16 protein-coding genes are annotated in these 24,576 nt (G+C 47.6%); 13 read left to right on the forward strand and 3 right to left on the reverse strand.

Features of this window, described 5'->3' with window-relative positions; genetic code table 11:
* Positions 1-214: 214 nt before the first annotated feature.
* Both BN1360_RS08565 and BN1360_RS08570 read right to left on the reverse strand, forming a co-directional pair.
* Positions 215-1,249 (reverse strand): LacI family DNA-binding transcriptional regulator, encoded by a 1,035-nt coding sequence (locus BN1360_RS08565; RefSeq protein ID WP_068779444.1) that lies wholly within the window; start codon positions 1,247-1,249, stop codon positions 215-217.
* A gap of 217 nt (positions 1,250-1,466) precedes the next feature.
* On the reverse strand, positions 1,467-3,212 hold the full coding sequence (locus tag BN1360_RS08570; protein ID WP_068779445.1) for an alpha-glycosidase: 1,746 nt from the start codon (positions 3,210-3,212) through the stop codon (positions 1,467-1,469).
* Positions 3,213-3,525: 313 nt separating this feature from the next.
* Between BN1360_RS08570 and BN1360_RS08575 the strand changes: the two genes are divergently transcribed.
* From BN1360_RS08575 to BN1360_RS08635, 13 genes are all read left to right on the forward strand, one after another.
* Positions 3,526-4,563 (forward strand): LacI family DNA-binding transcriptional regulator, encoded by a 1,038-nt coding sequence (locus tag BN1360_RS08575; RefSeq protein WP_068779446.1) that lies wholly within the window; start codon positions 3,526-3,528, stop codon positions 4,561-4,563.
* A gap of 433 nt (positions 4,564-4,996) precedes the next feature.
* Entirely contained in the window at positions 4,997-6,148 is a 1,152-nt protein-coding gene (locus BN1360_RS08580; protein ID WP_068779447.1) for a Gfo/Idh/MocA family protein, read from the forward strand.
* 1,700 nt (positions 6,149-7,848) lie between these two features.
* Positions 7,849-9,495, forward strand: coding sequence for an extracellular solute-binding protein (locus BN1360_RS08585; RefSeq protein WP_068779448.1), 1,647 nt, complete (start codon positions 7,849-7,851; stop codon positions 9,493-9,495).
* Positions 9,496-9,605: 110 nt separating this feature from the next.
* A complete protein-coding gene (locus BN1360_RS08590; RefSeq protein ID WP_068779488.1) occupies positions 9,606-10,466 on the forward strand; it encodes an ABC transporter permease in 861 nt (286 codons plus the stop codon).
* A gap of 33 nt (positions 10,467-10,499) precedes the next feature.
* Positions 10,500-11,384: a carbohydrate ABC transporter permease gene (locus BN1360_RS08595; RefSeq protein ID WP_068779449.1), complete on the forward strand. Its 885-nt coding sequence runs from the start codon at positions 10,500-10,502 to the stop codon at positions 11,382-11,384.
* Between the two features lie 94 nt (positions 11,385-11,478).
* Complete coding sequence (locus BN1360_RS08600; protein WP_068779450.1) at positions 11,479-13,212, forward strand: sensor histidine kinase; 1,734 nt, start codon at positions 11,479-11,481, stop codon at positions 13,210-13,212.
* Positions 13,213-13,225: 13 nt separating this feature from the next.
* Positions 13,226-14,911, forward strand: a complete 1,686-nt coding sequence (locus BN1360_RS08605; RefSeq protein ID WP_068779451.1) for a response regulator — start codon at positions 13,226-13,228, stop codon at positions 14,909-14,911.
* Between the two features lie 135 nt (positions 14,912-15,046).
* Entirely contained in the window at positions 15,047-16,288 is a 1,242-nt protein-coding gene (locus BN1360_RS08610) for a Gfo/Idh/MocA family protein (RefSeq protein ID WP_068779452.1), read from the forward strand.
* Positions 16,289-16,735: 447 nt separating this feature from the next.
* On the forward strand, positions 16,736-18,529 hold the full coding sequence (locus tag BN1360_RS08615) for a sensor histidine kinase (protein WP_068779453.1): 1,794 nt from the start codon (positions 16,736-16,738) through the stop codon (positions 18,527-18,529).
* 59 nt (positions 18,530-18,588) lie between these two features.
* Entirely contained in the window at positions 18,589-19,695 is a 1,107-nt protein-coding gene (locus tag BN1360_RS08620; protein ID WP_068779454.1) for a response regulator transcription factor, read from the forward strand.
* Positions 19,696-20,039: 344 nt separating this feature from the next.
* Positions 20,040-20,930: an ABC transporter permease gene (locus BN1360_RS08625; RefSeq protein WP_068779455.1), complete on the forward strand. Its 891-nt coding sequence runs from the start codon at positions 20,040-20,042 to the stop codon at positions 20,928-20,930.
* Between the two features lie 45 nt (positions 20,931-20,975).
* Positions 20,976-21,860, forward strand: coding sequence for a carbohydrate ABC transporter permease (locus BN1360_RS08630; protein WP_068779456.1), 885 nt, complete (start codon positions 20,976-20,978; stop codon positions 21,858-21,860).
* Positions 21,861-21,923: 63 nt separating this feature from the next.
* Positions 21,924-23,675: an extracellular solute-binding protein gene (locus BN1360_RS08635; protein ID WP_068779457.1), complete on the forward strand. Its 1,752-nt coding sequence runs from the start codon at positions 21,924-21,926 to the stop codon at positions 23,673-23,675.
* Between the two features lie 58 nt (positions 23,676-23,733).
* Here BN1360_RS08635 and BN1360_RS08640 read toward each other — a convergent pair whose 3' ends face one another.
* A complete protein-coding gene (locus tag BN1360_RS08640; RefSeq protein WP_082789984.1) occupies positions 23,734-24,450 on the reverse strand; it encodes a 4'-phosphopantetheinyl transferase family protein in 717 nt (238 codons plus the stop codon).
* Between the last annotated feature and the right edge of the window lie 126 nt (positions 24,451-24,576).

Below are 24,576 nucleotides of genomic sequence, written 5' to 3' on the forward strand. Positions count from 1 at the left end.
AGTAAAAAGTAAAAAGTAAAAAGTAAAAGGTAAAAGGTAAAAAGTAAAAGGTAAAAGGTAAAAGGTAAAAGGTAAAAGGTAAAAGGTAAAAGGTAAAAGGTAAAAACCGTATAAACAGCGAATTACAAATTTGCGCAAACGTTTGAATAAATATCAAAAAATAAAAGAAGCCGAATGCTTCCATTATTTTTATAGGGTGAGGTCAATCCGGACATCAAGCCTTAGCGGAGAATATAGAAGACTCACGAACGACCAGGCGATGTGGAATAACATATCTTGCTGGACTTATTGGATCGTTGTCTTTGTGCTGAATCGCTTGAATCAGCATCTGGGAAGCGGTATATCCCATATTATAAATTCCGATATCGACACTGCTCAGCGGGGGTGTAGACATCTCCGCCAGCGGAATATTGTTGAAGCTTACCAAGCACAAATCGTTAGGAACCTTGTAGTTAAGCTCATGCAATCCCCGCAACACGCCAAAGGAAATGACGTCGTCGACCAGGACGATCGCGGTAGGGCGGTCGGGAAGATTCATGAAGAAAGAGATGGCCCGATATCCGCTCTCCTGTAAAAATTCGACTTCGACAATCCACTCCGGCTTCGATTCCAGCCCGGCATCGCTTAATGCCTGCAGGTAGCCCTGCAAACGATCCTTGGATACGACAAGCTCAGGAGGACCGCTGACAAATCCGATCCGCTCATGTCCAAGCGAGATCAAATGCTTCGTAGCATCGTAGGAGGCTTGTACATTATCTGTATCAACCGATAATATGTCGGCGTATTGCTCGCTGCGCCCTATCAGGACGAATTTATGGTTATTTTGGTATAGAAAATCGACAACAGGATCATCAGTTCTTGAATAGAGCAAGATCACCCCATCTACCCGGTGCCCGTTCAAAAGCCTGGCTACCCCTTCAACCTCATCTTTCTCATTGGCTCCGGAACTCAGCAGCACATCAAAACCTTGACGGTTAGCTTGGGTAACGATACCACGGATCAACTCCATGAAGAAGAAATTGGAGAACAGCTCCTCGGCAGATTTCGGCAGCATAATACAGATGCTGTTGGTCGTCCGGGATACGAGGCTCTTAGCCATAATATTCGGATGATAGCCGAGCTCTTCCATAATTTCTTTTACTCTTCTTGAGGTTTCTGCGCTTATTCTGGGATGATTGGATAGCACCCGGGACACGGTGGAGGGCGATACTCCTGCTTTTTTGGCGACGTCCTTAATCGTAACGGCCATTGAAATACTCTCCTTTGTGGAACCGTTTGCTTTACACAGTAATATTAATCGATATGGAATGGAATGTAAATAGGATTGGTGGTATCGTTTGCGCAATATTCATTGCTTGCCATTTCAAACATCGCTCATAAATGTTTAATGCCTCAAGAGAATTTTCTCCTTAAAATAAAGCCCCCTCCTTTTGGCTGTTAATAGGGGAGAGGGCGTGAGTGCCTGATTATCGTTCCGATGTTAAAATGGCGCATCCATAAGCCGGCAGCCTTACCGTCAGCTTGCCGTCAGCTGCTGTATAACCCTTGCCGCTGATCTTGTCCAACCATAGCTTATCTGCCGAATCGATCTCAAAGGTCTGGCCGGCGTCGTAATTGTTAAGCAATACAACGGCTAAATCTCCGCCAAGCTTACGCTCATAGGCGAGCTTTGAGCCGCCCTTCTCGGCTTCGAGGAAGCGGATTGTACCGGTGCGCAGCGGAGCCAGTTCCTTGCGCAGGGCGATCAGCTTGCGATAGAAGTCGAACAGGTCCTGATCCTGATGCTCAGGGCGCCATTCCATACATTTGCGGCAATCCGGATCGGGTCCGCCGTCCAGGCCGACTTCATCTCCATAGTAAATACAAGGCGTGCCCATATAAGTAAATTGGAAAAATGCCGCCAGCTTCATCCGATCCTTGTTATCATTGCACAGGGTCAACAAGCGCGGAGTGTCATGGCTATCCAACAGATTGAAGGCCACCTCGCTCGCTTGTTGCGGATAACGGGAAATTTGCTGACCGATGACATTGGCGAAGCTTTGAGCGTCCATCTTTTGCCGGATGACAAAATCAATTACCGCATTGGTGAACGGATAGTTCATTACGGCATCGAACTGGTCGCCTTGTAGCCAAGGGGAAGATTCATGCCAAATCTCGCCGAGAATATACGCTTCCGGATTAGTCTTCTTAACCACTTTGCGGAATTCGCGCCAGAACTGGTGGTCTACTTCATTCGCTACATCAAGCCTCCAGCCGTCAATGCCCACTTCCTTGATCCAGAATTCAGCAACATTCAGCAAATATTGCTTCGTCTCCGGGTTGCTGGTGTTAAGCTTAGGCATAATCGGCTCGAACGCAAAGGTGTCGTAGGTCGGCAGGCCGCGGGCCTTATCCAGCGGGAATTGATGAATATGGAACCAGTCCTTGTAGCGGGACTTTTCGCCTTTTTCCAGCACATCAAGGAATGGGGCAAAAGCTTGTCCGGAATGATTGAATACCGCATCGAGCACTACCCGGATTTCCCGCTCATGGCAAGCCTTGACCAGCTTTTTCATCGTATCCACATCGCCGAAATGCGGATCGATCTTCATATAGTCGGTCGTATCGTACTTATGGTTGGTTGTGGCTTCAAATACCGGTGTAAAATAGATGGCATTAATGCCGAGCTCGCTCAGGTGATCCAGATGATCGATAACCCCTTGCAAATCGCCGCCAAAGAAATTGTGGCGTTCCGGCTTTCCGCCCCAAGGGAGCACATCTTCCGGGTCATTGTCCCGGTTGCCATTGGCGAAGCGTTCCGGAAAGATCTGATAAAATACAGCATCCTTAACCCATTTCGGAACAGTGAATATATCCGCTGGATTAAGGAAGGGATATTCGAATAGCCGATCCGGATTCTCGGGTCGTTCAGGGGAAAAATTATCCTCTGTCATCCACATTTCAAGATCCGCGCTTTTAAGCAGGAATCCATATTTTAGTCTGCGATAGGTGGGTTTGATCGCACACTCCCAATAGTCAAACATTTCATCGCTAATCAGCTTCCGCATAGGAACCAGTTCCTTGCTCTCATCCCACATATATTTATCGCCGGCAAAAGCGAAAGCCTGCAATAGATCCCCCTTCTTGGCACGAAGGCGGAGATGAATCGTCTCTTGATCATAAGCGTAGGACCAGTTGAGCTTAGGACGATGATAAACGGCTTCAAGCAACATAAGTAATCCTCCTGATTCTGTTATGATAGGTTGTGAAAAAAACAAAAAAAGATACTCCAGAGCCAAAAAAATTAGGGCCGAGGATGTATCTTGCGATAACAGTGCCTTCCAATTGTACGCCCTCTACAAGGGTCGCTTATGTAACAAAAAATGATTTGTTCGACTGGATTATAGCATTGTTCAAACCTTTGCACAAGAGAGATTCAGCTCCCCATTTTCGAACTGCCTATTTTACTAAATTATATTGCTCGTTATAATGGGAGTTACCAACGACGATGAGCGTACAAGCCTGGAAATAGGATCGGAGGGGCACATGACTACACTGAAGGAAATTGCAGAACGGGTAGGTGTCTCCATCTCGACTGTGTCGCGGGTCATTAATCAAAATGATAGCAGAAGGATTAGTGAAGAGACGAAGCAGAAGATATGGAAGGCTGCTAAGGAAATGAACTATAGCTCAACCCGCAGGGCAAAGTCTGCCAAGACGAAGCAGGGCAAGGATGCCTCATTGAACAGACCCGCTATCGGATGCATATTAGCGCTGCAGGATAACAAATACAATCATCCGTATTTCTCCCCGATTATTCAGGGGATCGAAGCGAAACTGCTGGAAAGAGGCTTATCTATGGCCTTTTTGCATACGCAAGCCGAACTGCATAATGAAGCCGTAGTGGAATCCATGCTGGAAGTGACGAATCTCCAGGGCATTATTTGCATCGAGGGGTTAAGCAAGGATCTCTATAAGCGGCTTAAAGGACGGGTTCCGCTGCTCGTAGGCATCGATGTAAATGACCCGGATATTCCGGTTGTCACTTATGATCGGGTCGCGGCGGCCCAAATGGCAGTCAGACATTTGATCGAGCGTGGCCATACAAGAATCGGGTTCATCGGCGGGATCGGCTTATCGGGCAGCCTGGATCGGGAGAAGCGGTATGCTGGCTATCGCAAAACGCTTGAGGAGCACGGTTTGGAATGCCGGGACGAGTGGGTAATTAATACAAATTGGGATGCAGATGAGAGCTATCAGAGGATGAAGGAGCTGCTTGAGCTGGCCGAACGGCCGACAGCGATGTTCAGCGCCAGCGATATGCTGGCTATTGGAGCGATGAGGGCAGCCGTCGAAGCAGGAATGAGCCTGCCTTTGGACATGTCTTTTGTTGGGATAGACGATATTGAATTTTCCAGGTATACTGCACCGCCATTAACGACAGTGCATGTTCCAAAATACGAAATGGGCTATGCAGCAGCCAAAATTATGGTGGACAGCATGGATGAGGCCTATCCATTTCCATTTCGGATGCAAGTTCCTGTTCAGCTTAAAAAGCGGCAATCCGTTCATCCCATGAATTAAGAGGACCGTGAAGATCGACGTGGTTTTGTCGAAATTCAGGTTCTTTTTTTGTAAGTATATTTGCCCCAAATTATAGTTGATAATAATAAATTTGCGCAAATGTATTGACTCATTAAATCGACGGATGTATGATGTAAGCGTTATGATGGATGGCGAGGTAATGCTGTTCAATTATTATTTTTATTCGTAATCTTGCAATATATCTGGAGATGTTACTTTTCCCGTGGCGTATGTTACATTAGCAGAGAAGGACGACTCATATCGTTAACCCATTCGTTATTTGCGCACTTTTTGCACAGAATTTGCATTAGTTTTATTAATGCTGCATCATCGCTTATTGCGCTGAGGTCATAGCGAATTGTACTGATTTGCGGGACGACATCTCTGCCAGCAAACTTACATTTTATTATTGCATAGGGGAGGCAGCGTACGTATGGAGCAAGTCAGGTTAGGGATCATTGGAGCAAGAGGAAGAGGCATGATTGCAAAGTATTGGCATAATCCGGAGGGGCGTTCAGTGGTTGTTGGTGCGGCTGACGTCGATCCCAAGAAACTGGAGGAATTCAAAGAGGATGTTAATCCGGATGCATTCGTAACGACCGATTATCGCGAGCTTATTGCCCGTGAGGATATCGATGCCATTGCTGTCATGTCGCCGGATTATTGTCACGAGGAGCATGCGATAGCAGCCTTGAAGGCGGGCAAGCATGTGTTTTGTGAGAAGCCGCTTGCGATCACAGTGGATGGCTGTGACAATATATTGAGAGCATGGAAGGAATCCGGCAAGCAGCTGATGGTCGGCTTCAACATGCGTTATATGAATATGTACCGCACGATGAAGGAGATCGTTGATTCAGGTGTGATCGGGGAGATCAAGGCCGTATGGGTGCGTCACTTCGTCGGACTTGGAGGCTATTATTATTATCATGACTGGCATGCAAATTCCAAGAATACGACCGGGCTGCTGCTGCAGAAGGGATCGCATGATCTGGATGTGATTCACTGGATCACTGGCCGATATGCCACGAAGGTTAGCGCGTTCGGCAGCCTGGATTTTTATGGCGGAGATAAGCCTAATGATCTGACTTGCCCAACCTGCAGTGAGCGTGAGACTTGCACGGAAGCAAGTCCGGGACGGCTTATTCAATGCGCTTTCCGCGAAGAGGTGAACGTCGAGGACAACAATATGGTCATCATGGAGCTTGAAGGCGGCATTAAAGCCTCGTACCTCCAATGCCATTTTACGCCGGATTATCAGCGCAATTATGTATTCATTGGCACAGAAGGCCGGATGGAGAATAGCGAACCTGAGAATAAGGTGTATGTGAAGACGAGACGTTCGAACAATGACAGGGAGCTCTCCGATCGCGTCTATCATATCAAGGAAGCCGAAGGCTCCCATGGTGGCGCAGATCCGAATATTTGCAAGGACTTCATCGATATGATTCTTGATGGCAAGCAACCGGTAGCCACACCGATCGCGGGAAGAATGAGCGTCGCCGTGGGCTGTGCTGCGACAGAGTCCATCCGGGCCGGAGGCAAGGTTGTCCAAATCTCCCCTGCCCCCGAATTGCTGCAATTGTGATTTTTTAACTATGTGTCCACACCCTTTATATATAGCTGTCCTTGTCGTTACTGAACGGCGCAGGGCAGCCTTTTTTTGCTTATGGAAGGGAATCCATGTGTTGTAACAAATGATTCTGGGCAAGCGTTAAAACCTTACAGTGTGCCACTCTGGTGAGATTCGGGGATCCCTGAGCGCCACTTCGAGAACGAAGTAACATAGGGAGTATGACGGCACAAAATTGCCGGACCATTGCCAAGGAAGACTAGAGTCTCAAGAGTGGGCGTGTTGACTAACCGAAGCCAGGGTCGCAAGGCAGGTGAATTGGTCAACGAAGACTATATACCGAAGGGTAGGCGCATTGGCTAACGGATGCTTGATCCCTGAGGTTAACGGAAGTTAGAGCCTAAGAGTTAAGAGTAGGCGATTAGCTAACCGGAAGCTAAATCCCGAAGGGGGGCGCATGGCACCGGGGGCCAGAGTCCCAAGTTGGGCGTAATGGCTAACGGAGGTTAGAGTCCCAAAGGTAGGCCCAATAGCTAACTGGAAGCTGATCCCAAATTTCAGGCGAATCGTCTAACGGAAACTGGATCCGTTATTTGAGTAAAATGAGGCTGATTTGGAATCTAACGGAACTGAGGGACCTTATTCTGTGAAAAAAGGGGGCGTCACCCCATATTTGGCGGAAATAGCGACCTACAGTTCCGTTAGATTTAAGAAGGGCCGATTATGGTCAATATAAGGGCTCCTATTTCCGTTACATAGGTCGCTGATGCTCCGGCCTTCTGTATTAGGAGCACCAAGGTAGGCGAATTGGCTGACGAAAGCTAGAGCCCCCAGGTTGGGCGTAATGGCTAACGATAGAGACCAAGGTTGGACGTAATGGCTACCGAAAGCTGGAGACCCACGGTTTGGTGTGATGGCTAACCGATAGCTGAGCCCCCAGGTCAGGCGCATTAGCCAACCGGAAACTGAGCCCAAATCACAGGCGGATCGTCTAACGGAAACTGGATCCGTTATTTGAGTAAAATGAGGCTGATTTGGAATCTAACGGAACTGAGGGACCTTATTCTGTGAAAAAAGGGGGCGTCACCCCATATTTAGCGAAAATAGCGACCTACAGTTCCGTTAGATTTAAGAAGGGCCGATTATGGTCAATATAAGGGCTCCTATTTCCGTTACATAGGTCGCTGATGCCGGCCTTCTGTATTAGGAGCACCAAGGTAGGCGAATTGGCTGACGAAAGCTAGAGCCCCCAGGTTGGGCGTAATGGCTACCGAAAGCTGGAGACGCAAGGTTGGGACGAAGCGTCTAACGGAGGCTAGATCCCCCAAGGGTAGGCGAATTGGCTAACCGAAAACTGAGCCCGAAGGTCAGGCGCATTAGCCAACCGGAAACTGAGCCAAATGTCAGATAACATTGGCTAATTCCATTACATTCATCGCTAAGCGCTGTACTTCTACATCCGAAGCGGGTCCCCTCCGTTACTTTAATGGGCAGCGCTTCAAAAAAATGACCCGCGTTTCGTGTATACGACGACTAGGCAGCCGGGTTAGCGTGTATACCGAAGTCAGGCAAAGAACGCCAAATATGACGTACCAAGCAGGGGTCAAGATCTGTATATCAATGTCAACACAAGTATATAGAATGCATGCGTTTACATTTCTATACTTGAATTAAGAAAGCGGTAGTGAACTCAAAAAGTCATATGGAGGGGTAATATGAACAGAAAGGCAAAGATGCTTCTAGTCTTGACATTAGTATTTAGCCTGGTGCTTGCGGCGTGCGGCAAGGCTGAGGAGAAGGCCGAGCAGCCGCAGAAGCCGGAAACTTCAGCAGCGCAAGAGGATCCGAGTGCAGTGATCGAAGTATCAACCGTAATGCAAAGCGATCAATATTTGAAGTTTGATGAAGGCGAGACGTTCGATAACAACTCAATCTATGATGCGTATGAGAAAGATATTGGCGTAAAGATCGTGAATAAGTGGATAGCTGATGGAAGCCAATTCAAAGAGAAAGTGAAGATGACCATCGCTTCCAATGATCTGCCAGACTTCATGCCAGTCAGCGCAACTCAATTGAAAGAGCTGACAGAAGCAGACATGATTATGGATTTGACGGATGTATATGAGCAGTATGCAACGGATGAGACGAAGGAATTCTTCCAGAAGGATGGCGGCATGCAGATGAAATCTGCTATGTTCGACGGCAAGCTGATGGGAATTCCGAGATCGTCCAATCCTTATTATCTTCAGTTCCTGTACGTGCGTACCGACTGGTTGAAAGAGATGAATCTTCCTGAACCGAAGACGATGGATGATCTGAAGACGATTGCGGAAGCATTTGCGAAAAGAACTGAAAATGGCAAGTCGTATGGTCTCGCCATTAGTAAAGATCCTTTTAATGTAGATACTGGCGTGACAGGACTTAGAGCATTCCTGAACGGTTACCATGCCTATGAGAACATGTGGATCGAAGATGGGAACGGCAATCTGGTAAATAGCGATATTCAGCCTGAAATGAAAAATGCTCTTGCAGCATTGCAGGATATGTTCAAGAAAGGTCTGATTGATCCGGAATTCGCTGTTAAAGATGTAGAGAAGGAAGCGGAGTTAATCTATAACGGTCAAATCGGCCTCGTATACGGGGCTTCCTGGACACCGGCGCAGCTGGTGAAAGGGGCGGTCAAAGATAATAAGGTTGTTCAGGAGTGGGGTGTATATCCTATTCCTTCAGCAGATAGCAACCCAGCTCTGAGCCAGATTGGCCTGGGCGCAGACGAGTATTATGTCGTAGCGAAGCAATCCAAGCATCCGGAAGGCTTCATCAAGCTGCTTAACCAGTGGATTGTAGTTGATAACCATCCAACAGACGAACAAAAGGTATATGAATACGGTAAGGATCTCAAGGAGAAGGGCAACAACTACTGGCTGCTTAATCCGGTTCGCGTAGGCAACCAGACTGACAACAACGGTGTCATCCTGCCGAAGGCGATTGCCAACAAGGATGAGAGTATTCTGGAGACGAAGGACCAGCGGACTCGTTATGCAAGAGCTATGCAATATCTGGATGGAGATACCAGCTTGTGGTGGGAATATTTGATCTCCGGCCCTAACGGCGCTTCTTCAATTATTCCGAAGGTTCAGGAAGAGAAGCATTACTTGCAAAATAAGTTCTACGGTGCCCCAACGCCTACCATGGCGGATCGGGAGGAAATCCTGAAGAAGAAAAGGGACGAAGTGTTCTTTAAAATTATTATGAATCAGGTCTCGATCGATGAGTTTGATAAATTTGTTGCCGAGTGGAAGAAGCTGGGCGGAGATGAAATGACCAAAGAAGTAAACGAATGGTACGCCGATCATAAATAAAGGACTTTCAGTATAGAGGGGTTGGGTCACTCAATCCCTCTTTCTATTCCAACGAGGTGATACTAGTGAAGACTATAACGCGGACCTGGAGAAAAGAATGGCCGCTTCATATGATGCTGATCCCTGGACTGGCGATGCTGATTGTATTCAGCTACATACCAATGGCCGGAATTATGATGGCTTTCCAGAAATATATCCCGAATCGCGGTTTGTTCGGATCCCCTTTTATCGGCTGGTCCAACTTTCAGCTGCTGCTTGAATACCCGGATATCGGCCGCATCTTCTTCAATACGATATTTATTGCATTTATGAAGATTGTAGCTGGCCTGGTTGTTCCGATCACGATGGCGATTCTGCTCAATGAGATTGCAAGAGAATGGGTAAAAAGGACGTTCCAGACCCTGGTCTACCTGCCGCACTTCTTATCCTGGGTACTGCTCAGCGGTATTTTGATCGACGTGCTGTCGCCTTCCTCCGGGATTGTTAACCAGGTGCTCGGACTGCTTGGAGCCAAACCGATCTTCTTCTTAGGGGATAACGCCTGGTTCCCTTACGTCATGGTCATCTCGGATGTATGGAAGGAATTCGGGTTCGGGACCATCGTCTACTTGGCTGCGCTGACAGGTATTAATCCTTCCCTCTACGAGGCGGCAGAGATCGACGGCGCAGGCCGCTTCAAACAGACCCTGTATGTAACTCTACCCGGAATGATGCCGATTATCGTACTGATGATGACCCTGAATATCGGTAATGTTCTGAATGCAGGCTTCGATCAGATCTTTAATCTGTACAGTCCTCAAGTGTATGAAAGTGCAGACATTATCGATACATTCGTATATCGTATGGGGATTCAGCAAGCGCAGTTTGGCTTTGCCACTGCGGTAGGATTACTGAAGTCCGTAGTATCCTTTATCTTCATGTCATTGTCATATATTTTGGCTTATCGAGTTGCCAACTATCGAATTTTCTAGTTCATTAGCGAATGCTTGGAAGGGAGCAGCATCATGACACACAATAAATCATGGGGCAGAAGGGTGTTTCTAGTCGGCAATTATTGTTTTCTAGGATTGGTCTCCTTGTTGTGCCTAATGCCGATCATCCATATTCTGTCGATGTCATTAAGCTCCGGAGCGGCTGCGTCTGCCGGTAAGGTTGTCTTGTGGCCGGTTGAATTTACGACTGCCGCTTACGAGAATGTGTTTGGCAAACCGGAGTATTTGCGCGCTTTTGCCGTATCGATTCAAAGAGTGATCTTGGGAACGGCCTTCAGTATGCTCTTAACGATCATAACCGCCTATCCCTTGTCCAAAGACACGCATCATTTTCGTTTTCGCACCGGGTACGCCTGGATATTCGTATTCACGATTCTCTTCAATGGCGGATTGATTCCGATGTATCTAACCGTCAAATCACTGGGCTTGATCGATTCGATCTGGGCGCTGGTGCTGCCGGGAGCGGTGCAGGTATTCAATATTATCCTGCTGCTGAACTTCTATCGGAATCTGCCGAAGGAGCTGGAGGAATCCTCGCGTATTGACGGGGCGGGTCATTTCAAGACATTGTGGAAAATATATGCCCCTTTGTCCCTGCCGGCGCTTGCGACTACCGGACTATTTACGATTGTAGGCCATTGGAACAGCTGGTTCGACGGAATGCTCTATATGAACCATCCTGAGAATTATCCGCTCCAAACCTTCCTGCAAACGGTTATAATTAATATGGATTTCCGCTTTATTAAGGCAGAGAATGCTGAATTGATGCTGAAGCTGTCGGACCGGACCAGTAGGGCCGCCCAGATCTTTGTAGCCGCATTTCCGATTCTGATTATTTATCCGTTTATGCAGCGTTTCTTTATTAAGGGGATCGTAATGGGGAGTGTTAAGGAATAGTTAAAGAATAGTTCTAACCTTCCCGGTGTTGAGAACCGACTGACTTTTTGAACATGGGGGAATAGGCTGATTCATCTATACAGGAGAGCTAGCTATGAGAAAACTTCTGCATTTCCGTGACTTTTCCATATTTAAGAAGATTATGGCGGCCTTTTTGGCTGCCTTGCTGCCGTTAATGCTGATCACATGGATCATTAACCAGCAGGGAGCTGCCAGCATCCGCAAGGAAATTTCCGAGTCGATGATGAACACCACCCATTTCTACCTCGATTCTCTCGATCAGGAAGTAGACCGGATATACCGCTATTTGCCGAATTATGTGATGGATACGGATCTGATGGAGCTGGCCTCTACAGGCGATGTGATGAGCGCCTACGAGCGGTCTGCCAAAGTGCTGGAGATCCAGAAGCGCCTGCATCTGATGAAGGACTCAAGCCCGTTCATTCAGGAGTCCAGAGCATATGTGCCTCTGATCGAGCGAACGATATTAAGTTCCAACTATGAGACGAAGGTTGAGGAGCAGGAGTATCAAGCGATGCGCCAAAGCACCAATATGTATGATCAGCCGTTCATCTATTGGCAGAATCGCTTGTTCATCAGCATGCAGTATCCCGGGAGTACAGTTAGAGATCCTCTCTTCGCCATCAGTATTGAGCTGTCCACTAGCAAAATTATCGAGAAGCTGTCGCAGATTACCAATTCGCGGGAAGGGCAGACGGCGATGCTGCGCATGGATCAGGAGTGGTCATTAGTAAGCGGGAGCAATACGGGACTTCTGGATGTGATGAAGCAGCTGGCGGTTGACAAGCAGGAGCAGCAAGCGAAGGAAGGATATGAGACGATCAAGTTTGAAGGGAAACGTTATTTAACGATCTACCGTTATTCCGAGCTTTGGAATTCGTATTTAGTATCGAGTGTACCGGAATCGGCGATATTAGGCCCGATTCGCAAGTATCAGGTATGGTTCTGGTGCGCCGCTGTTCTCGCTGTCGGTATCGTTCTGTTCTTCTCCTATTCTTTACGGAGATTAATCTATCGCCCTTTAATGCGGCTTATCTATTCGTTCCGACGCGTGCAGCAGAATAAGCTGGAGTATATAGCGGTCGATCGGGGCGAGGATGAATTTGGATATTTATATCATGCCTTTAACAACACGGTCAGTTCTTTAAAAACATTAATCGAGGAAAATTATGAGCAGCAAATCCGAAATCAACGGTCAGAGCTGAAGCGGCTGCAGTCGCAGATTAACCCGCATTTTCTGTACAATTGCTTTTTTGTATTATGCCGTTTGATCAAATCGGATCATCAAAAAGAGAAGGCTTATCAATTCTGCCTTTATATCGGTCAGTATTTTCAATTTATTACCCGTAATACCGAGGATGAAATCCCGCTCAGTATGGAGATGGATCATTCACGGACATATGTTGAAATGCAGCGTATATGCTATGGCGACCGGATTGGAGTGGAATTTGATGATCGTGTCCCTGATATGATGGTACCGCGTCTTATTTTACAGCCCATTATTGAGAATGCCTATGTGCATGCACTAGGAAATATGAGAAGCCATGGCATGCTTCGCGTGTACGGAGAGACGCGGGAGGAGACATTCATTCTCTGCATTGAGGATAATGGTGATAGCATAAGCGAATTAAATATTCAGCAGCTTAATGACCGCTTGGCACGGCCTCACTATACCTTTGAAGAGACGACCGGTCTGATTAATGTTCATCGCCGATTGCAGCTGCGATACGGTGAGGAGTATGGAATCACGGTCTCACGTTCCGATCTTGGAGGCTTGAAGGTGACGATTCAATTAAGAATGAGCTAGAGGGGGAAACAGCATGTATCGCTTGTTAATCGTCGATGATCTTCCTATTATTGTTGATGGCCTGCTCGAATTGTTCGAGCAGACACAGCATCTGGAGCTTGAGCTGTACAAAGCCTATTCCGGGGAGGAGGCCCTGGAAGTTTTGAAAGCGCATTCTATAGATATCGTGATCTCGGATATCAAGATGCCCGGCCTTGAAGGGATTGAGCTGCTACAGGAGATCAGAAGCCATTGGCCGTCCTGCAAAGTGATATTTCTATCGGCATATAACGACTTTCAATATGCCAGGAGCGCCATCACTTACGGTGGATTTGAATATATCCTCAAGATCGAGAGCGATGATAAAATCATTCATTCAGTAGAACGAGCAATTGCCAAGCTGGAGGAGGAGACGAAGGAGAAGGCGATGGTGGCTAAGGCCCAGGCCAATATGAGGATGGCGATGCCTTCGCTGCAAAAAGAGGCTGTGCTTGAACTGCTGAAGGGCAAGCAGCTAAGTGCGCAGCAGCTTGGCCATAGGCTTGAGGAGGTACGCATTCCGCTGGAGGCCGAGCTGCCGGTGTACATGATGCTGGGCCGGATCGAGGAATGGAAGCAAGGCTTGTCTGCGCAGGATAGAGCCCTCTACATCTATGCATTCAAAAATATTAGCGATGAATATCTATCATCTCATGTGCGCAGCTACTCCTGCTGCTATGATCAGAACAGAATCGTCTGGCTGATTCAGCCGGTCAGAGCAGACATAAGCGGGGGCACCGAGCCTTCCATGGATTGGATGAGAGCGCATCGCGAGGTGAAGCAGCTCATCCCTGTGATTCAGCAGAGCTGTGAGCGGGTATTAGGCTTATCGGCCACTTTTGTCCTTGGCAACAGAAGTACTTCATGGAATGAACTATCGCCGTGCTTCCATACGCTTAAATACGATTTTGCCACCCAGCGGGAGGGAATAAGAGATCTTGAATCGACCGCATTTGCTGTGACAGCTGACAACGATGAGGTGAGAACTCAGATACAAAGCCATGACTCCTTCTATCATACCCGTGTACAGCTTCTGATGACCTGTCTGGAGAATAACCATCAGGAGCAATTCAGCGAGCTTTACCTCGAGCTCGTCTCCATATGGAAGGAAGATACCGGAGCCTATGAGCGAAAAATCGAACTGTACCATTCTCTTTCCGCGATTTACTTGTTTTACCTCAGCAAGCATCCGGAGGTTCGCGATCATTTGAACACCTTGCTTGACCTGGATCAGCTATTTCATCCGCAGCATCAAGGGTCCTGGGAGGAGCTTGATCATTATTTCTGGCAGCTGGCCGAGTATATCTTTGAATGGATCGCCTCCAGGGAAGAGGATATTCCTGCCGAGGTAGTCTCCAAGGTTCACCATTATATTGAGAGGAATATTTCCGCGGACACTTCACTAAATGCGCTCGCCGATTATGTTGGTCTGAATCCTTCCTATTTATCAAGGCTATATAAGCAAATTACCGGAGAGGGATTATCGAAGTATATCAACGATTATCGTACGCTGGAAGCGAAGTCCATGCTCTTGAACTCTTCTAAAAAAGTAGGTGAGGTAGCTTCCGCGTTAGGCTACAACTCCGCGCTGGCCTTCATACGCTTCTTTAAACGGCAAAGTGGCATGACCCCGCAGGAATTCAGAATGCTGGGATCGGAGATTCAGCAGCAAAGTCAATAAGTGTATATGAATCTCTATTCTTATCTATTTATCCGCCTCCGGGTCCGTTACTACAATATAAGTGCGAGTTCAAAAAGTCAGATTTTTTGAACCACCTCTATTAAGTAACCGGTAAAGTGTTGAGGAGGAATAGATATGAAGACAATTACAGCTGTCTTACTGGGTGCTGGGAGCAGAGGACGCTTCATCTACGGCCCCTATGCCGAGAAATTTCCGAATGAGCTTCAATTTGTTGCGGTAGCAGAACCAAATGCTGAGCGTCGGGAGCAATTCGCTGGCCTCCATCAGATTGCGCCTCCATATGTATTTGATACTTGGGAGAAGGTATTTGAGCACGGAAAGCTGGCGGATGTCATGATCATCAGCACGCTTGATCGGGAGCATTATGAGCCAGCGATGAAGGCGATGGCGCTAGGTTATCATGTTCTGCTAGAGAAGCCGATGTCGCCTTCGAAGGAAGAGTGCATTCAGCTGGAGCAAGCTTCTCTTCAATATCAAAGACTGCTTATTGTGAGCCATGTGCTGCGTTATGCTCCATTCTGGTCAGGAATCAAGCGCTGTATCGATGACGGGGAATTGGGGACAGTAGCGACGATACAGCTGACGGAGAATGTAGGTTATCTGCATATGGCGCATAGCTATGTGCGAGGCAACTGGAGAAATTCCGAGGAATCCAGTCCGATGATTCTGGCCAAGTCCTGTCATGATCTGGATCTAATCTCCTGGCTGATGGACGAGAAATGCACCAGCGTCAGCTCGTATGGATCACTGCTGCACTTTAGAAAAGAGAATGCCCCTGAAGGGTCAACGGAGCGCTGCATCGATCTGTGTGCGGTAGAGAAGGAATGTCCCTTCTCTGCGATGAAGATGTACATTCAGCCGCCTGAGCATCCGTGGGCTCGTTATATGACCGACGATCTGTCCCAGCAGGGAATTCTGAAGGCGATCAAGGAAGGCCCATTCGGACGCTGTGTGTATCGCTGCGATAACAATGTTGTAGATCATCAGATCGTCAATATGGAGTTTGCAAACGGGGCGAACGCCTCCTTCATTATGTCAGGGCTAACGAAGAGTGGTACCAGAAGAGTGCAGCTCATGGGAACCCGCGGGGAGATTATGGGGGATATGGAGGAAGGCAAGTTCACTTTATATCGTTACGCAACCGATGAGCGGGTAGAAATCGAGTGCAGTGTGAACGGAGATGGACATGGCGGAGGCGACGAGCGTATGATCAGTCAGTTCATTAAGCAGGTCCACACCTTCGAACAGAGATCGGGATATGGATTGACATCTGCGACGGCCTCGTTGCAAAGCCATCTGATCGCCTTCGCCGCGGAGCATTCCCGTCTGAATGGCGGGCAGCCGGTACAGATTTAGAAGGTAAAGCCTGCAGGATTACGTCGAAGGCAAAGCATGAAGGAAGGTTTAATGCTAACAAAGGTCGAGTTCGGGCTGCTGCCCGGGCTCGACCTTTTTATGCTGATCGCATCGGATCACTTATATCACTCCATCTGATGAGGAAACCTCCCGGGAATCGGATCAATACGATATTTGAAGAAAGAAAGAGAAATGATTGGGAATCGCCAGGAATTCAGGGAATAACCTTAAATACATATGATTTTGAAGGATCAGGCATATGTTGTATGATAAATAAAGCGGAATAGATTATTGGTTTGTTATACAATAAATTACAAACGTTTGCACAAATATAGAACAGAGCGGGAAAGGAGATGGCTGCTTGAGAAAAAAGCCTCAGAACAACATTGAAAGCGCTTCACATCGAAGTGAAGGGACTGCTCTCCACCATGGAATGGAGGGGAGGAAATGAGGAAGCTGCGCCTTGGGTTTTATTTTACAGACTTATTCAAGGTCAGGGCATTAAAGCAAAGATTGATCTTTGTTGTTGTCATAGAGACGATCGTTATCCTGATGATTCTGGCCGTCGTCTCTTATGAGGCGATTCATTCCATAGAGAAAAATAAATTGAAAACCTCGATGGTGATCGATCTGCAGCAATTGACAGACAAAATGGAGGAAAGCTACAAAAATATGTCGCAGGTAACACAGCAGATGTCACCGGAAGGAACGGTCGGTTCCTTATTAGGCGATTATTTTCAGGAAAACTCCAATTTCGAAAAATATCAGCTGGGGCAGCAAATTTCCGATAATCTGGTCAAGATCACTTTCTCAAACAGTAACCTCATGGGCAGAACTTATTTTGATCCGAAGACGGGGGAGAGCTATTTCTATGACTTCTTGCCTTATGAGAATTTCTCTCCGGATCATTTCAACGTCCTGGGCAGGAACGGTACATTCGCGTTTCATTCCCTGCATCAATCCAGCATTAAGAAGCTGGGTGAGCACCAGGTGCTCTCGGTGTCGCGCAGCATTACGCTGGAGGATGAACGCGAGCTGATTATTTATATCGAATCGCGCCTGGAGGCGGATGCCGTCATTAAAAATCTGTCCCATTCGCAAAATATGGATTATATTCTGCTGCAGCTGGACAGCGATAACCGGATTCAATTCTCCAGCAAGGATGATTTTACGGTAGGGCAGCTATTCCACTTGAAGGATGAAGAGCAAATCGGAGTTGGTTACTTCGGCCGAGCGGAGCAGTATTTGGGTGTCAGACTCGGCACAGAGCTAGGATTCGATAACGTACTGCTGTTGCCCTCCGCCGATTATAATCGCGAGCTGTACGCCTGGATTCGCAATGTGGCCGGGATTCTGACAGTGGCTCTGCTCGTATTTATAGCCTCATTTATTTTGTTATCGCGGCTGATCTACACACCGCTTGCTATTTTCTCGAAGGAGATGAAGAAGCTGGGCAGAGGAGATCTGAACGAGGTGTCCGTGCAAAGCGGCGTGCTGGAGTTCGATGCGCTGTTCAAGCAGTTCAACAATATGAAGCGGCAAATCCAGGGGCTGCTGCTGGATACGGAAAGGATGTCTCAGGAGAAGCACAGGCTGGAAATTGAGAAGATCTATTATCAGATTAATCCTCATTTCCTGATGAACTCGCTTCATTCCATTCACTGGCTGGCGAAAATGCATGGGCAGACCGAGATCGAGAACTTTATTACCGAACTGAATTATATTCTCGCCTACAGCCTCGACAAGATCGATAAACAAGCAACGCTGCGGACGGAGGTCAGGATGCTTCAGGCTTATCTGAAGTTGCAGAAGATGCGCTATGACTTCGAAGTGGATGTGAACATTGATGAAGGAGTGTATCTGGATACACCTACTGCGCGGATGATTTTGCAGCCGATTGCCGAAAATGCACTTCATCATGGACTTGGTGACGAAGGATGTCTAAGAATAACTGTCGCCCCTTTCTTAGGCCGCAATGCAATTGAGATTACATTTGAGGATAACGGCAAAGGACTGAATGGCGAGGAGCTTGACCGTATCCGTGCTGTTCTCCAGCAAAGACCTGATGAAGAACAAAAAATTGATGGAATTGGTTTGCGATATGTTCGCTATATGCTGGAATCATTTTATGGGGACAACGCGGTGATTACCATTGATAGTGAGCGGGATCGGGGGACCCGAGTGACTCTAGTGTTGCCGATAGATCGCGAGAAGCCGATGCCGGGCGTCATGCAGAAATAGCAGTAAATGCGTGTTTGGAGACTTTCAGCAACTCCATAAATCAAAAGGGGAGATGTCCGATGTATCGTGTGTTAATTGTTGACGATGACCGTCTGGCGCGAAGAGGCATTATTTCGATGATGCCGTGGGAGAAGTATGGCATGGTCGTGGCCGGGGAGGCGCAGAACGGAACGAAGGCGCTGGAATTTCTGCAGGATCATCCCGTAGATCTATTGTTTGTTGATATCGATATGCCTGTCATGGGCGGAATATCTTTAATGGAAAAATGCCATCAGCTGTATCCTGAACTGCTGTTCATCGTGCTTACCTTTCATGAGGAATTCCATTACGCCCAGTCCGCCTTGCGGATCGGAGCGATTGATTATATATCCAAGCTGGAGATGGAGAGCACGGATTGTGATGAGCTGCTGCGCAGGATCAGCGAGAAGGTGGAGACGATATTGAAGCCATTGTCTACCGCTACTGCATCCGGCGAGTCGGAAGATCAGCGAGGGGCGATAATTTCTGAAGACCGGCATCAAGGGTTTGGAGTCCGCAATGAGAAGGAATGGGAGTATCTTGTCGGCAAATGGAATCAAATGTACTGGCTGTATGATGACACTACGTTCAAGGAACTGTGTGAAGGGACTAAAGCGCTCCATATTTCAGTATGGCGAGCGGCGCAGGTGCTGCTTCATTTAACAAGTGTAGCAGAGGAGAGCGTGGGAACAGTTCAGAAAAATGTTCAGGAATACAGCAATTTGGACGAGTTCATGGATTGGCTCTCCGTTTTCAGGGAGGCATTGTATAAGCGAGCTGCCGCGGAGAGCAGCCTCGATAATATTCAGCTTTGTATTCTCAAGGCCGTCATCTACGTACGGGAGAACTTGGGTGGTAAGCTGCACGGGGAAGGGGTTGCCCAGATCGTCAGGCTGAGTCGCAGTTATTTCTCTATTAATTTCAAAAAATATACCGGCATGTCCTTCAATGAATTCGTGCGCGAGGAACGTATTCGAAGGGCGCAAATGCTGCTGATCGAGAGGGAGGATCTGATCTCGGATATCGCTCAGGAGGTTGGCTATGAGGATGTGAATTACTTCATCCGTGTATTTTGCGAAATCGCCGGCATGACCCCTGGCGAGTACAGGAAGCAGAATGGTGTGAAGCAGAGTTTAATGAGAGCATAAGCAAGGCCTGCTTGATAAATTCGCGGCATAAGGACTGCTGCGCAGCTAACTCAGGTTAGTTGCGACGGCGGTCTTTTTTCTCTGCGCTTCAGCTTCCGGTTACATCCCGGCTCAATCACGATTATTGTTTTGTAATTTGAAGAAGGCAGTGCTACTTGCTACGGAATGCATGAATGCAGCGTTAGTGAATAAGACGATTCAATGATATCTAGACAACAACCATCCATACGGGTCAGCGATACATGGGTGATATAGTTGTTTTGTAATAAGAAAACGCTGTCATATATTCGAGAGCAACTGTCTTGAAAGCGCCATTAAATTATGTGAAGGGAAGAACAGACACAATGTACAGTAAAAAAAATATAAAGCACTATTGGCTTATGATGGCACCAGGTTATATTTGGCTTACTTTATTCAGCATCGTTCCCATGTTCGGAATCGTAATGGCATTTCAAGATTTCAATCCGGCCTTGGGAATTTTCAAATCACCCTGGATTGGACTTGAGAACTTCAGTTATATGTTCAGCATGGACGATATTACCCAAGTATTTATCAATACGATTGTCATAGCGGTTGGGAAATTAATCGGGAACCTGATCATTCCATTGATCTTTGCGCTCATGCTCCATGAATTGACGATCAAGAAGCTTGTCAGGCCGATTCAGACCTTAGTGTATCTGCCGTACTTCTTGTCCTGGGTTATTCTCGGCAGCATCGTGCTGAACATTTTCGGTGTCGATGGACCTATCAATAGTCTGCTGGGCATATTTGGCGTAGAGCCGATCGTATTTTTTGGCCGTGCGGATATGTTCAGACCGCTGGTCATTGGATCAGACATCTGGAAGGGCTTCGGTTATAACGCCGTTATTTATTTGGCCGCCTTGACTTCGATTGATCCCTCCTTGCATGAGGCTGCCGCTATCGATGGAGCTGGCCGCTTTAAAAGGCTGATTCATATAACGCTGCCGGGAATTAAGACCACCGTAATTCTCCTGGCGATTCTCTCGCTCGGGAATGTACTGAATGCAGGTTTTGATCAGATTTATAACCTGTACAATCCGCTGGTATACTCCACCGGGGACATCATCGATACATGGGTGTACCGCGCGGGTCTAGTAGAGCTGCAATTTAGTCTGGCTACTGCGGTGGGATTGCTGAAGTCCGTTGTCAGCTTTGTTCTTATCGTAACCAGCTACGCCTTAGCGGACAAATTTACAGGATACAAAATCTTTTAATAATCGTGCATTCATTCTAAGACTTCATGTGTGGGGGGAGAAACCTTGGTCGAGCAAAAAACGTTTGGTTCCAGATTGTTTAATGGCATTAATGCTACCTTGCTTATATTAATTACTCTGCTATGTCTGACTCCGCTGTGGTACATCCTGATGATCTCGCTCAGCGATAAAGCGGCCGTTAATGCCGGTTCGGTGACCTTCTGGCCCATCGGATTCAATCTGCTGTCCTACCAAAAGATCGTGTCAGAGGCGGCTTTCTTCAATTCCTTCTGGGTATCGGTCAAGCGGGTAGTGATTGGTACCGCGGTGAGCCTGGCCGCGATCCTGATGATGGCCTACCCGCTGTCGAAGACTTCGAAGCAGCTGCCCCATCGCAATATCTATATGTGGGTGCTCGTCTTCTGCATGTTGTTCAATGGCGGAACCATTCCTTGGTACCTCGTTATGCGCGGTTACGGTCTGATTGATTCGATCTGGGGCCTAGTATTGGCAGGAAGCCTGCCGATCTTCAATGTGATTCTCGTCGTCAACTTCTTCAGGAATATTCCGGCGGCTTTGGAGGAGGCAGCTTATGTAGATGGCGCCGGACCTTGGCGCACATTCATTCAGATTTTCATTCCTATCTCGGCTCCGGTCGTGGCGACGATAGCTCTCTTTACCATCGTAGGTTATTGGAATGAATTCTTCGCGGGATTAGTGCTGAGTACCAAGCAGTCCAATTATCCGCTGCAAACCTATATCCAGCAGCTGGTGGTGAATTTGAATCTATCGACGATGGATACGGAGCAGATTAAGCAAATCTCTCAGCTGAACAACCGCTCGCTAAATGCTGCAAAAATATTTATCGCCATGATCCCGGTCCTTGTCATCTATCCGTTCCTGCAGAAGTACTTCATTACGGGGATAACGCTTGGATCTGTGAAAGAGTGATTTTAATTGTGCCTGGGGTGCAATTGAAATAAATTATCTAATTCATTTCTAGGGGGAAAATCAATGAAAAAGCGCAGATGGCTACTAACCGGGTTGATTACGGTCATGCTAATGGCTGCACTGACAGCCTGCGGTGGCAATAAAGCGAACACAGGCGCGAATAGCCCATCCGATGATACTGCTGGCAATAAGGCCGAAAATACGGCGAACGCCAACAACGAGGCTTCCTCGGCGGCACTCGATCCCTTCGGGAAGTATGAAGAACCGGTAACTCTTCACCTTGTTCGTTCCCTTGACCCGAATCTGAAGTTTGATGAAGGCAAATCTGTCGAAGACAACCAGTACCTGGATGAGATCAAGAAGCAGCTGAATATTGAAATTGTGTATGACTGGATCAGCGCTCCAGCGGACTGGGATCAGAAGATTAGCCTGGCGATTTCATCCAACAATATTCCTGATGCGGCAATTGTCAACTTGACCCAGTTCAAATCGATGCAGAAGTTTGACCAATTGGCCGATTTAACGGATGCGTTCAACTCTACAGCCAGCGATATGCTGAAGGGCTTCTATGAAAGCGGCGGCGACGCCTTGAAGCAATTGGTAGAGAGCGACGGCAAGATTATGGCTATCCCTGCGACCGTGCCAAAGGCGTCCGGAATGAGTCAGATGTGGATTCGCCAGGACTGGCTTGATAAGCTGGGGCTGGAGCCTCCGAAGAATCTGGAGGAACTGAAGAAGGTAGCGCGTGCTTTCATTGAACAAGATCCTGATGGCAATGGCAAGAATGATACGATGGGGATCGTGGGACCGTCAAAATCCGGCTTTCTGAGCGGCACAGACGGCAACTTATATGGTCTGGACCCAATATTTGCAGCCCATAAATCCTTCCCGCTCTACTGGCTCCAGAACGAGCAGGGCGAGGTTGTATACGGCTCGACACAGCCGGAGACGAAGCAAGCGCTGCAAACCTTGGCCGATATGTATAAAGAAGGGCTGATCGATAAAGAATTGCTTGTTCGTGACGATAGTCTGCAGCCGATTCTGGATGGCAAGGCCGGCATTTTCTTTGGACCTTGGTGGACAGGATATACGATTGCTGACGCCTATAAGAAAGACCCGACTCCTGACTGGCAGGCTTATGCTTACCCGCAGGCAGATGACGGCAATTATTATGCTCATATGGCCGCTCCAGCGAATGCGTTTGTGGTTGTCAATAAGAATGCCAAGAATCCGGAGGCTGTACTGAAGCTGATCAATCTGCTTCTGCGTGATGAGTCGAAATGGGTAGAATCAGGCCTGGGCAAAAATCCGGGGCCATCTGGCGGATACCCGCTCTTTACCGTATTTGATAATGTGGATGAGATTGAAGTGTCCTATGATATTCTCTCGAAGTATTTGAAGGGAGAAGTGGATATCGACAGCATCGATTTCAGTACGCACAAGCTGCTTAAGGACGATATGAATGCGATCAAGAAACTGAAGAAGGAGCCGCTCGATAATTTCTCGATTAACAATTGGGATTTGAAGGATAGCGGCGACCTAATAACGACGAACTTGCCTCGCCTGATCTCGATTATGGTTGGCGACAGACCGCTGGCAACCGATACGAATATTAAAGAGGTATACAGCCTGTACTATGGCCAGACGGATACGATGTCATCCCGCTGGGCGAACCTGCAGAAGCTGGAGAAGGAGACCTTTGCCAAGATTATTATGGGTTCGGCTCCGATCGATTCCTTCGACGATTTCGTAAGCAAGTGGAACAAGCAGGGCGGAGAGAAAATTCTCGGCGAAGTAACTGAGATGAGCAAGTAAAAAAGAGAACAGCCGATAAGCGCGGGAAGCGTTTATCGGCTGTTTTTTGTGAAAGTGCTCAGGCTCTGTCATGTTCCATTTTGTTAACGCACATAAATTGCTTGTACAGCTCATCGAAATCGATGATCCGAGGCCGTTCGGGGAAATCGGAGGTTAGAGCGCAAACCGCCATTTTATACAGCGGATCGGGAGTGTATTGCTTGAAAAAACAGGATCGGAAGCTGTTCTCTGTATCAAGCTGAATATGGCCGCGCTGCTTGCGGATGGTAAATGAGGATAAGGGCAAGGAGAGGCCGCGGCCGTCCGCCTTGATATAGCTCTCCTTTAAAGTCCATAGCTCAAAGAAATAGTCGGATCTGACTTCCGCCGGTATCTCGCGTAAATCCATAACTTCTTGTGCGGAGAAGAAGCGATCTGCAATCCTGAGATCGATGTCGCTTCTCTGCTCGATATCAATACCGACAGGGGCATCGGAAAGGGCGCTGACAATCCACTGTCCGGAATGGGAGTGGTTGAAAAACAGCCCTTCGTTCCCCGGAAGCATCGGCTTGCCATAGGCATTTTGCATAATCCGCAGTTCTTCATTAGCTAATCCAAGATAATCGCATATCAGCCACCTGGATAGAATGTCCGCGGTCAGTGAGCGATACGCATCCTCTCGGCGAGTAAACTTGCGTATTTTGTCCTGCCTGGACAAGGGAAGCAGGCGAAGCAGGTTTTCAAAGTGAAGGGGATTCATATTATGCTGTAGCGGAGTCATATAAATTTCTAACATAAGGTTCTCCCGTTATTCGAATATAATATAGTTAGGAAAGAAGATGTTCTATATCGATTTCCATTTTAACACAGTATGGTTGAGATGAAATTTGTGGATGATAAAGAAGAAGAGGGCTGTTCCCAA

The sequence above is a fragment of the Paenibacillus sp. GM2 genome (genome assembly GCF_900069005.2).
Lineage (GTDB): Bacteria > Bacillota > Bacilli > Paenibacillales > Paenibacillaceae > Fontibacillus.

Bases quoted from the DNA above. Each gene is read 5' to 3' on its own strand.
- BN1360_RS08565 (WP_068779444.1), bottom strand. From the start codon at position 1,249: ATGGCCGTTACGATTAAGGACGTCGCCAAAAAAGCAGGAGTATCGCCC.
- BN1360_RS08570 (WP_068779445.1), bottom strand. From the start codon at position 3,212: ATGTTGCTTGAAGCCGTTTATCATCGTCCTAAGCTCAACTGGTCCTAC.
- BN1360_RS08575 (WP_068779446.1), top strand. From the start codon at position 3,526: ATGACTACACTGAAGGAAATTGCAGAACGGGTAGGTGTCTCCATCTCG.
- BN1360_RS08580 (WP_068779447.1), top strand. From the start codon at position 4,997: ATGGAGCAAGTCAGGTTAGGGATCATTGGAGCAAGAGGAAGAGGCATG.
- BN1360_RS08585 (WP_068779448.1), top strand. From the start codon at position 7,849: ATGAACAGAAAGGCAAAGATGCTTCTAGTCTTGACATTAGTATTTAGC.
- BN1360_RS08590 (WP_068779488.1), top strand. From the start codon at position 9,606: ATGATGCTGATCCCTGGACTGGCGATGCTGATTGTATTCAGCTACATA.
- BN1360_RS08595 (WP_068779449.1), top strand. From the start codon at position 10,500: ATGACACACAATAAATCATGGGGCAGAAGGGTGTTTCTAGTCGGCAAT.
- BN1360_RS08600 (WP_068779450.1), top strand. From the start codon at position 11,479: ATGAGAAAACTTCTGCATTTCCGTGACTTTTCCATATTTAAGAAGATT.
- BN1360_RS08605 (WP_068779451.1), top strand. From the start codon at position 13,226: ATGTATCGCTTGTTAATCGTCGATGATCTTCCTATTATTGTTGATGGC.
- BN1360_RS08610 (WP_068779452.1), top strand. From the start codon at position 15,047: ATGAAGACAATTACAGCTGTCTTACTGGGTGCTGGGAGCAGAGGACGC.
- BN1360_RS08615 (WP_068779453.1), top strand. From the start codon at position 16,736: ATGAGGAAGCTGCGCCTTGGGTTTTATTTTACAGACTTATTCAAGGTC.
- BN1360_RS08620 (WP_068779454.1), top strand. From the start codon at position 18,589: ATGTATCGTGTGTTAATTGTTGACGATGACCGTCTGGCGCGAAGAGGC.
- BN1360_RS08625 (WP_068779455.1), top strand. From the start codon at position 20,040: ATGTACAGTAAAAAAAATATAAAGCACTATTGGCTTATGATGGCACCA.
- BN1360_RS08635 (WP_068779457.1), top strand. From the start codon at position 21,924: ATGAAAAAGCGCAGATGGCTACTAACCGGGTTGATTACGGTCATGCTA.
- BN1360_RS08640 (WP_082789984.1), bottom strand. From the start codon at position 24,450: ATGTTAGAAATTTATATGACTCCGCTACAGCATAATATGAATCCCCTT.